This is a genomic window from Leptolyngbya sp. FACHB-36 (assembly GCF_014695955.1).
Taxonomy (GTDB): Bacteria; Cyanobacteriota; Cyanobacteriia; order Leptolyngbyales; family Leptolyngbyaceae; genus FACHB-36.
This window is the reverse complement of sequence record NZ_JACJPG010000238.1, coordinates 1-9,239: the sequence shown is the minus strand read 5'-3', so window position 1 is coordinate 9,239 and position 9,239 is coordinate 1. Positions and strand designations below refer to the sequence as shown.

The 9,239-nt window shown below is 52.5% G+C and carries 10 protein-coding genes; 3 read left to right on the top strand and 7 right to left on the bottom strand.

The features are described from left to right. Positions 1–1,202 (bottom strand): alpha-amylase family glycosyl hydrolase (locus tag H6F43_RS05765; protein ID WP_190341570.1); only part of this gene is annotated, 1,202 nt, incomplete at its 3' end. A 103-nt stretch (positions 1,203–1,305) separates the two neighbouring features. Continuing rightward, positions 1,306–2,964: an alpha-amylase family glycosyl hydrolase gene (locus H6F43_RS05760; protein WP_190341568.1), complete on the bottom strand. Its 1,659-nt coding sequence runs from the start codon at positions 2,962–2,964 to the stop codon at positions 1,306–1,308. Between the two features lie 392 nt (positions 2,965–3,356). On the opposite strand from H6F43_RS05760, the gene H6F43_RS05755 reads away from it, so the two are divergent. Further along, on the top strand, positions 3,357–4,292 hold the full coding sequence (locus H6F43_RS05755) for a DUF4351 domain-containing protein (RefSeq protein ID WP_190341566.1): 936 nt from the start codon (positions 3,357–3,359) through the stop codon (positions 4,290–4,292). 24 nt (positions 4,293–4,316) lie between these two features. On the opposite strand, the gene H6F43_RS05750 is transcribed toward H6F43_RS05755, so the two are convergent. Next, the gene (locus H6F43_RS05750) at positions 4,317–4,487 is read right to left on the bottom strand and encodes a hypothetical protein (protein WP_190341564.1); all 171 of its coding nucleotides are present in this window, start codon (positions 4,485–4,487) and stop codon (positions 4,317–4,319) included. Positions 4,488–4,619: 132 nt separating this feature from the next. Here H6F43_RS05750 and H6F43_RS05745 point away from each other — a divergent pair, with 132 nt between their 5' ends. Beyond that, on the top strand, positions 4,620–4,874 hold the full coding sequence (locus H6F43_RS05745) for an XRE family transcriptional regulator (RefSeq protein ID WP_190341562.1): 255 nt from the start codon (positions 4,620–4,622) through the stop codon (positions 4,872–4,874). 100 nt (positions 4,875–4,974) lie between these two features. On the opposite strand, the gene H6F43_RS05740 is transcribed toward H6F43_RS05745, so the two are convergent. From H6F43_RS05740 to H6F43_RS05730, 3 genes are all read right to left on the bottom strand, one after another. Further along, on the bottom strand, positions 4,975–5,634 hold the full coding sequence (locus H6F43_RS05740; RefSeq protein ID WP_242025362.1) for a chitin deacetylase family protein: 660 nt from the start codon (positions 5,632–5,634) through the stop codon (positions 4,975–4,977). A 252-nt stretch (positions 5,635–5,886) separates the two neighbouring features. Next, positions 5,887–7,107 (bottom strand): phosphoglycerate kinase, encoded by a 1,221-nt coding sequence (locus H6F43_RS05735; protein ID WP_190341557.1) that lies wholly within the window; start codon positions 7,105–7,107, stop codon positions 5,887–5,889. Continuing rightward, complete coding sequence (locus tag H6F43_RS05730) at positions 7,070–7,306, bottom strand: hypothetical protein (RefSeq protein ID WP_190341555.1); 237 nt, start codon at positions 7,304–7,306, stop codon at positions 7,070–7,072. Before H6F43_RS05730 ends, H6F43_RS05735 begins: the two co-directional genes overlap by 38 nt. On the opposite strand from H6F43_RS05730, the gene H6F43_RS05725 reads away from it, so the two are divergent. Then, positions 7,299–7,703 (top strand): universal stress protein, encoded by a 405-nt coding sequence (locus H6F43_RS05725; protein ID WP_190341553.1) that lies wholly within the window; start codon positions 7,299–7,301, stop codon positions 7,701–7,703. The genes H6F43_RS05730 and H6F43_RS05725 overlap by 8 nt on opposite strands. Positions 7,704–7,715: 12 nt before the next feature. On the opposite strand, the gene H6F43_RS05720 is transcribed toward H6F43_RS05725, so the two are convergent. Continuing rightward, the coding region (locus tag H6F43_RS05720; protein WP_190341551.1) for a carboxypeptidase-like regulatory domain-containing protein at positions 7,716–9,239 on the bottom strand (1,524 nt) is incomplete at its 5' end.

Genomic DNA, 9,239 nt, shown 5'->3' with positions numbered 1-9,239 from the left:
TTGACGCGATCGAAGGCTGCCTTGCCAAAAATTCCCTTGTCGCCCAATTCCACAATCATGTGCTGGCGATCGTGGGTTGCCAGATAGTTCAGCACATTGGTGGTCATGGAGTAGCCCTGCTGCCGCGCATCGATCGCCGCTTTCAGGTTTGCCAAATCTACGTTGTCGCCCAGCAGCGCGTCCTTAAGAAAAAATCGGAAGCTTTCGTGCCAGCAGCCCTCAAACACGCCTTTGGGCTGCACCACTTCGCTGCTGTCAGGAATGTGCTCGGCGATGTGGTAGAACGGCTTCCCAGCCAGCGCCTCATTTGCCTGCTGAAGCAGCCAGCCTAGGAATTCGTAGTTTCCTAACTGCCGCACGGCGTCGTAGCGAATGCCGTCGATGTGATATTCCTGAATCCAGTAGCGCACCACATCGCTGACGAACGACCACGCCGGACGAATATCCAGTTTTTCGTCGTACACTTCGTAGTTCAGTTCCGGTCCCCAGAAGTTAGCCGGGTCTTCGGGGTAGTGCTTGTCGTGGTAGTACCAGTAGTCACGATCGATGTACAGCAGCGGGCTTTTGTCGTCAGTGTGGTTGTAGATGCCGTCCAGGATCAGGCGGATGCCTCTGGCGTGGCACTCGTCGATGAAATGCTTGAGATCCTCTGGTGGTCCGTAGCTGGATTCCGGCGCAAAGTAGTAGCGCACCAGATAGCCCCAGCGATAATCGCCCGCGTATTCTGTAATGGGCATGAGTTCGATCGCGTTGATGCCCAACTCTGCCAGATAATCTAGCTTCTCGGTGATGCGCTGAAACTTGTCTCGCTTGCCAATCTCGCCGCCGACAAAATCCGACACGTGCATCTCGTAGACGATTAGCTCATGATTGGCAGGCAGCGGCTTGTCGTCGTGCTTCCAGATGTAGGTGTCACGCACCTGCTCTCCTGCCTTGACGTGCACAATCCCGGTGTTGGATTCCTTATCCATCTCCGTCATGTAGGGGTCATTAATCTCCACAAGCTGATCTGGCTTGAGGAACCAACTCTTCGACTGCACCCGAAATCGATAGCGATAAATGCCGTCCTCAAGATCAACCTTGACGCGGAAGTAGCCATCGTCGCCCTTTTCCATTGGAATGTCGTTCCAGTCAGAAAAAGAGCCAACTAAGGAAGCAGCGTTGTTGTACGGAGCAAACAGCTTAAATTCAGTCAGAGGCATGGGAGCTAGAAACTAGAGACTAGAGGTTAGAAAAGCTGTTAGGGGTTAGCTATTCGCTGAGCAAACGCTAACGAATAGCTAACCGCGATTAGCAAACAGCGACTTATTGCCAAACAAACACTTTGGCTTCAAAGGGTCCGATGTCGGTGACAAGCTGATTGTCGCCGGATTCTACGTCATAGTTGCCAGTCCATTCGTGCCAAGTACCGTTATCTGGGAAATTGGGAACGGTGTAGCCTGCCAGGAACGTTTCGGAGAAATTGGCAACGACGACTACGCGGGAGCCTTCATCGTTCCAGCGCGTGTATGCCAGAACTTTGGCGTCTGGGTTTTCGTGGAAGAAGTCGATGTTTTCGGTGTAGAGAGCGTGGTTCTGTTTCCGCAGGTTGATCAAGCCCTTGTAGTACTCGCGCAGTCCCCGGTTGTCGTCGCCTGCCAGCAGCGTCCATTCGAGCTTTACCTGGTCGATCGTCTTGTGCTTGTACTCACCAAATTCTTCGCCCATCCAAATTAGCGGCACGCCCATTGCTGTCATTAGCAGCGCTGCACCCAGTTTGGCACGACGGAAGGCTTCTTCGCCAAGGATGTCGCGATCGCCCAACTCCGCCATCACGTGATTGTGGTCGTGGTTGGTCAGGTAGTTGACGACGTTCGTCGCACCCAAAAAGCCCTGTCGCTTGGCGTCCAGCACGTCCTTCAGCCGCTCTAGATCAAAGGTGTCACCGCAGATATGCTCCAGAACGCAGTGGTAGAAGCTGTCGTGCCAGCAGCCATCCATCGGACCATCCACGTTGGTGATGCTGGTCGTTTCAGGAATATGCTCTGCCACGTTGTAAAAGGGTTTTGCACCCGCCGCGTTCTTCGCTTCTTGCACAATCCAGTGCATGAAGTCGTAGTTAGCAATTTGCCGCGCGGCATCGTAGCGAATGCCATCAACGTGATATTCCTGAATCCAATGGCGGACCGTATCGCTAATGAAGCGGCGCGCCGGATAGGTTTCCAGGTTTTCGTCGTAGTGCTCGTAGTTGAACTCTGGACCCCAGTTGTTATCGGGGTCGCGGGGTTCGTGGTGATACCAGTAGTCGTGGTCGATCTGGGTCAGCGGCGACTCTGCCTCTGAGTGGTTGTAGATGCCATCGATCAACACGCGAATGCCGCGACCGTGGCACTCGTCGATGAAGCGCTTCATGTCTGCGGTCGTGCCATAGCTGGTTTCCATCGCAAAGAAGTGACGCGGGTTGTAGCCCCAGCTATAGTCGCCAGGATATTCCTTCACGGGCATTAGCTCGATCGCGTTCACGCCTAGGTCTACGAGATAGTCTAGCTTCTCGATCGCGTCCTTAAATTTGCCTCTTACCTTAGGATCGTCTTCGCCACCAGAAAAGTCTGCAACGTGCAGTTCGTAGATCACAAGCGCGTGATCGGGCGGTAGCGGTTTGTCATCGTTTCGCCACACGTAGGTGTCTACGATGCGCTCTCCGTCTTTGATGCGGACGATCGCGTTCTCTTCGGAACTCTTGCCATCTACATTGGTTGCGTAGGGATCGGTGACATCCACCCACTGATCCGGCTCAAAAAACCAACTCTTCGACTGCACCCGAAATTTGTACTGATAAACACCGTCTTCCAGATCAACGGAGACGCGAAAATAGCCGTCCTTGCCTTTATCCATCGGAATCTCTTTCCAGTCGGAAAACGATCCCATCAGCGCGGCTCCATTGTTATAAGGAGCAAATAGATTGAACTCAATAGAACTTGCCATATAGCTCCTGCTGGGCGGCGGAGTTTTACTCAGCCGAGAAATTAGATGGCAGCATTGTCTAATGAATCACTCCGTAATGTCGTCTAGCTCTCGAAAGAGACTGCGGTCCAAAGATCTAGCCTAAGAGGTAGATGTCTGCTGAAATGTTGTCTTTAGTACCCTCAATCACTTTACAGAGATAGACGATCGCTGCCGGACAGGCAAAATTGCAGTTGCAGCAAGGTATTTCAGTAAGGTTCATAGGCAAAGAGTTCTGATCGTAGCTCTTTTGCCGATCAAGCTAACGCATGGCGAGAGCGTCAACAATACCAAAGTTTCTTCTCATAAAAGACGAGTACGATTTCTCTGAACCTGTTAAGAATTTGTACCGCAAGAAGCTCAAGCAAGCCACGATGATTGACCACGACCGCCTGTTCAAAGAACTCCTCTCGACCTTTTTTATCGAGTTTCTAGATTTGTTTCTGCCGCAAATGGCTCAGTTGATCGATCGCAACTCCATTAGCTTTTTGCCTCAGGAATACTTTGCCGATTTGACCAGCGGCGACACAAAAATCATTGACTTGCTGGCACAGGTGCAACTTGCGGGTCAACCCATCGGCTTTATCGTCCACATCGAGGCACAAGCAGCGAGCCAAGCGGACTTCACGCGCCGGATGTTTTTCTACTTTGCGCGACTGCACCAGAAATACTTACAGCGTATTTACCCGATCGTTCTCTTCTCGTTCGACGAACCCAACCGGGAAGAAGCCCATCAGTACACCGTGGAGTTTGAGGACCTGAAGGTGCTGGAGTTCAACTTCTGCTCCATTCAGCTGAATCGGTTGAACTGGCGTGACTATCTGACGCAGCAAAATCCAGTTGCAGCCGCGCTGATAGCAAAGATGCAAATTGCCCCAGTCGATCGTCCACGAGTGAAACTGGAGTGTCTGCGAATGCTGGCGACGCTGCGGTTAGATCCTGCTCGATCGCGCCTGATTTCTGGGTTTGTGGATACGTATCTGCGGCTGAATAGGCAGGAGGAGCAAGTGTTTCAGACGGAGGTTGGTAGACTGGAGGAGACACAGCGGGAGGGCGTGATGGAGATTGTCACCAGTTGGATGCAGCAGGGAATTGAGCGCGGAATTGAGCGCGGAATTGAGCAGGGAATTGAGCAGGGAGAACGATCGCTGGTTCTGCGTCTTTTAGCCCGTCGAGTCGGAGAACTGCCGGAGGCGGTACGATCGCGCATCGATGCTTTATCTGTTACCCAATTGGAATCCTTGGGCGAGGCGCTGTTAGATTTCACCCAGTTGTCGGACTTAGAGACGTGGTTGGCGGGGCAAAGGTAGAGGGGCGATGTTCTGCGACAGCAATTAGTAGGGTTCGTAGACAGTTTCAAACGTTGCTTTAGGTAGAAGTCTCTGAGCAGCTTTGACGTACTCTTCGGCATGATTTCGGCGGCTAAACCGCGCCATTTGTTGTCGTTGCAGGTTGGGTAGGCAGCGGTAAACGACCCAAGGACGCAGCAAGTCTTGGTAGCTCATAAGTTGAATGTGGATAAAATGAGACACTGAGCCAGAGCAAATCACGACCCGTAGCGGGGATTGCCCTTAGCTCAGTCATAGGTGCCATCATGACGCGCCAAAGTTTATACGTCAATATGGCACGTCAGAAGTATGGAGAAAAAGGACCGAAGACCACAAGAGCAGGAATCGCCGATCGAGACGTTGAGAATTCAGCGCACCAAGCTGTCTCAAGCTGAGTTCGCTGTGCATTGTGGTGTTCCACTTCGTACATATCAACGTTGGGTGCTGGGAGAAACGGAAGCGAAACTTGCGCCGCGCCAATGGAAAGCACTGATGCAGCTATTGCAGCTTCAGGCACATGAGATTCCAGATGATTTTGGACCTGTTGAGCAGAACGCTGATTAGATCTAGTACGATCATGGCTCTCTTGTCGATTCAAGTTAAAGCTTGATGCTTTGGTGTTGCGTTCCTTATCATCAACTCAACTTGTAGTGAGGAGAGATCTTTAAGCGGAGAACAAATCAGATAGCGTGACGCACTGGTAGCCGCGACGATGTAGGGCAGGCAAAACGGCTTCTAATGTAGCAGCAGTGCGCCGACCGCGTGATTTAGTATCGTGCAACACTACAATCGCGCCAGGATATATGTTCATCAAAATATGATGTGAAGCAAACCAAGTTGATCGAAGATGAGTGTCAAAGGGAAATATGGAGCCGAGGGCAACTTGATAATGATGAGCTTGAGTTGTCTCAATCATGCGGGCGTTGTACCATCCCGAAGCTGGGCGGAGCCAGCGCAAATGGGCAAAGCATGAGAGTGTGGCATGGGCTTCAAGCAATGCAAACTCAAACTGTTCTGGAGACAAGAGAATGCTAGGAGCATCTTGCGTCAGATGATTGCCGATTTCGTGTCCTTCGCTAATTATTTGCGAGACAATCGCCTCATTTCCAGCAACCCTACTGCTGATTAAGAAAAACGTAGCGCGAACGTTGTGGCGTTTTAGCACATCCAGAATTTGCGGAGTTGTATCAGCATCTGGACCATCATCGATCGTCAATGCCACTACCCGCTGATGCGTATAAGCAAAATAAGTAACACCGGGAGCAACCCAGGAAATTCCACTCAGAATCCAGCGAGGCTGTCGCAGCAATACAATTAGTAGCAATCCTGAAACAAATCCAGTAATTTCCAGCGCTATCACTTAGGTAAGCTCTGCAGTAACTCTTGGTTGCGCGGAATGCTATTGGTGTCGAAGCCGATCGAAATCTTGTTGAATTCCACCATCTTTCGATCAGTTTCTACAACAATCATGGACTTGGGCAGTACCAAATTTCAGGTCCATCATAACCTCGTAAAAAAGCAAACTACCCTACCTTCTAAGGTGGGGTAGCTTGTTTATGGATTGAGAGAACGCAATCTACGCTTCATCCAGCGCCGCGATGCCCGGAAGCTCCTTGCCTTCCAGCAGTTCCAGACTGGCACCGCCGCCCGTCGAAATGTGGCTCATCTGCTCCGCCACACCGACCTTCTCCACTGCTGCCACCGAATCACCGCCGCCGATGATCGTTGTGGTTCCGGTCTTGGTTAGCTCAGCCAGAGAGCGCGCGATCGCCTCAGTGCCCACCGCAAATTTGTCAAACTCAAACACGCCCATGGGTCCGTTCCAAATGACGCTCTTGCAATCGGACAGTGCTTCCTGGAACACTTTGACCGAATCGGGACCAATATCTAGCCCCATCCAGCCATCGGGGATATTTTCGATGCTGACGGTTTGGGTATTGGCATCAGCAGAGAAAGCATCCGCCACGACAACATCCGTAGGCAGCAGCAGAGCAACGCCTTTCTCTTTCGCCTTTTGCTCCAGAGTCTTCGCCAGTTCCAGCTTGTCCTCTTCGACCAGTGACTTACCGACGCTCAACCCACGCGCTTTGTAGAACGTGAAGATCATGCCGCCGCCGATCAGCAGCTTGTCAACTTTTTCCAGCAGCGTTTCGATGACGCCAATTTTGCTGGACACCTTCGAGCCGCCGACGATCGCCGCCAACGGACGCTGAGGATTCTCGATCGCCTCTTGCAGAAATTGCAGTTCCTTCTCGATCAGCAAGCCAGCCACAGACGGCTTCAGGTAGTGAGTGACGCCCTCGGTCGAGGCGTGGGCGCGGTGAGCCGTACCAAAGGCATCGTTGACGTACAGATCCGCCACAGACGCGAGCTGTTTTGCAAACTCTGCATCGTTCTTTTCTTCTTCCGGGTGGAAACGGACATTTTCCAGCAGCAGCACGTCACCGTCCTTCAGTTCAGCAACCTTTGCCGCGACGTCGCTGCCAATGCAGTCGTCGGTTTTAACGACGGGCTTGCCCAGCAGTTCCGACAGCCGTTGCGCCACTGGAGTCAGGCGAAACTTGTCTGTCACGCGAGCGGCGTAGTCGTCACCCTTGGGACGCCCAAAGTGGCTGCTAAGAATTACCTTGGCACCCTTGGAGGTTAGCTCATTAATTGTTGGCAGCGCGGCTCGGATGCGCGTATCGTCAGTAATGCTGCCTTGGTCATCCAGCGGCACGTTAAAATCTGCGCGGACCAGAACCCGTTTGCCAGATAAATCAGAGGGCGATAAATTTGCTAAAGTCTTTTTGGGCACCGAACCAACCTCCTAGATGAGTCTTTTTACCTATTTCTATCTTTCCATAACGCTGCCCCTTCTGAGGAGCATCGGCAAACCAAGGAGTGACAAGAGGTACCTGCTCGGCGATCGCGCCACCCCAACGCTCCATCTTCCCACCTTTGAGACCCGCGATCGCGGCCCGTTTCGCACTCTGGAGTTGTGTGTTTATGTTCAAGACTGTTTTGTTTCCTGTAGACCAAAGCCGCGAGTCGCGGCAGGCGGCTGAAACCGTGACGGAACTCGTTAAGTTTCACAAGAGTCGGCTGGTGCTGTTGTCGGTGGTAGAGCCAACCGAAGACGAGCCACCGGGAGATATGATGACCTCACCGGAGGCGATCGCGGAACTGCTAAGCACGGCAAGGTCCCTGTTCCTGCAGCAGGGAATCGAGACGGAGACGATCGAGCGCGACGGCAAGCCCGCCTTCACCATCTGCGATGTAGCCGATGAAATTGAAGCGGATTTGATCATTATGGGTTGTCGCGGCCTAGGGCTAACCGACGAAGGCGCCGCAGAAAGCGTCACGAATCGGGTGATTAATCTATCGCCCTGTCCGGTGCTGATTGTGCCTTAACTGGCTCAGCTGTCAACGACCCTGCTGAAGGGTTACTTCCTGCAAAGATTCGGATTTCGCATTGATCCGTAGGATATCTGGCTGCGTAGGTTGGTTATCAATTAGCAGGTTGTACGAGCCTTGAGCAAGCCCTTCTAGGAAAAAGACGCCAGCACCATTGGTCACAGACAGCACTTTCTTTCCAGTGCCCGTTGGTACTGCTTCGACTTTTGCACCGCCCATCGGTTGACCTGATCGATCCAGCGCCACGCCCGTTACAGAATAGGACCGAGTGAACGGGATTGGCAGCGACGTGTAGCCTCCAGCGCTGACTTCCACCCCATAGGCAAATTCTGCGGGCTTCCAGTCGATCGGATACCCTGCCGGATCAAGATCCACACGATATCGTCCTGGCGGAAGCCGCAAGAACAGTCCTGTTGAGGTTAGGTGAGGCGTGAAGTTGCGGATGGATTGGTCATTCACCCGCAGCAGCGTCTGCATGTCTTCGGCGTAAGCGGTTTCATTACCATCTAACTGACCATTGTTGTTGCCATCCAGGAAGGGTTGGACATAAATTCCCCCTTCGTTCCGCAGTCGCTCTATATTGGGATCGCTAGGAGTCAGCCTGGGAGTGAGATTAAAGCTGGGGGAGACCTCTAGCCGAAAACTGCTGCTGTCCGATAGGACAGAAATGCTTTCGTAGCGAAGCCGCATAACCACTCCTGGCAATACATTGGTTGCAGCAGAGGCAATTAAGCCGCTTCCGCGAGAGCCAAACCCGTAGCCCAATTCCAGTTCCCACAGTGTTCGCCCATCAAACGTTCGTGCGGGCGATCGGTAGCGCCAGCCAAGACTAGCTAGAGAATCCTGTGAGTTACGAGTTTCGTAGCCGACCCGCAGCGAATGACCATCAGAGAGGCTGGTGAAGTTGTAAATCAAATCAGAATTGGTAAAAATTTCGCTGCCTTGATTAATGAATTGCCAGCGAGCGAGGTAGGAACTCAGGGTCCATCGAACGCGATTGTTAGTGTCTACACTGACGTCGGCAAAGGTGAAGAGACTGCCAAAGCGTTGGGAAAGAGTCAATCCGGCTGACAAAGCATTTTCGCGGGTATTGCCAGCCACCTTGAAGCTGATGCCAGAGAGAAGCCGCCAATCGACTTGAAACCGCTGAGACAAGTCATCAGCATCCAACCTGAACTCCCATTTCTGGCTGGGTCTGTACAGCACATTGGCGTTGTATTTCAGCCCGCCATTGGCACCCATCAGTCCCGAAAAGGCGATCTGGAGGGGAATCTTTGTCGGTTGAAAAAATAGTTCGCTGTACCCCAGCAGAGCGCGATCGTAGACAACCCCTGCCCCAAGCGTCAAATCTTCCGTCACGCCCAAGCGGTAGCTTGCCCCTCCTTTAAGGTCCGCTAGTCCACTAAAAAAGCGATCGCTGCTGGTCGCCCGATTGAACCCAACAGACGCAATCCAGGCAGAGGCTCCTTTGCTCAGTTGACCTGGCAAGGTCGAAAAATTGGCTTCTCGAATCTCTGGAGTCGCGGTCAATCG